Genomic DNA, 342 nt, shown 5'->3' on the forward strand with positions numbered 1-342 from the left:
CCGTGATTGCGAACATGACGGCCACAGTCCCCTCGCCCTATACCCTGGAGCATGCACAGGCTTTCATTGCCGATGCACCGGGACAATTCGCCGCTGGACGAACATTGAGCCTGGGGGTTCATGCCCAGGAAACCGGAGAGTTGACCGGGGTCGTTTCACTGCGCCTGTCAACCTCGCATCGCAGCGGCAACCTGGGTTACTGGATCGGTGCCGATTACCGAAAGCAGGGCTACACCAGCTAGGCGGTGCAGGGTTTGCTGATGCATGGCTTCACCGTCATGAACCTCAACCGCATCGCCGGTCAGTGCTTTGCCGACAACATGGCCAGCGCCAGGGTGCTGG

General features: G+C 60.5%; 1 pseudogene. It reads left to right on the plus strand.

Annotated elements, in window-relative coordinates:
* Positions 1–342: pseudogene (locus tag ALO43_RS18675) on the plus strand (GNAT family N-acetyltransferase); the annotation flags it as partial.

The sequence above is a fragment of the Pseudomonas tremae genome, assembly GCF_001401155.1.
GTDB lineage: Bacteria > Pseudomonadota > Gammaproteobacteria > Pseudomonadales > Pseudomonadaceae > Aquipseudomonas > Aquipseudomonas tremae.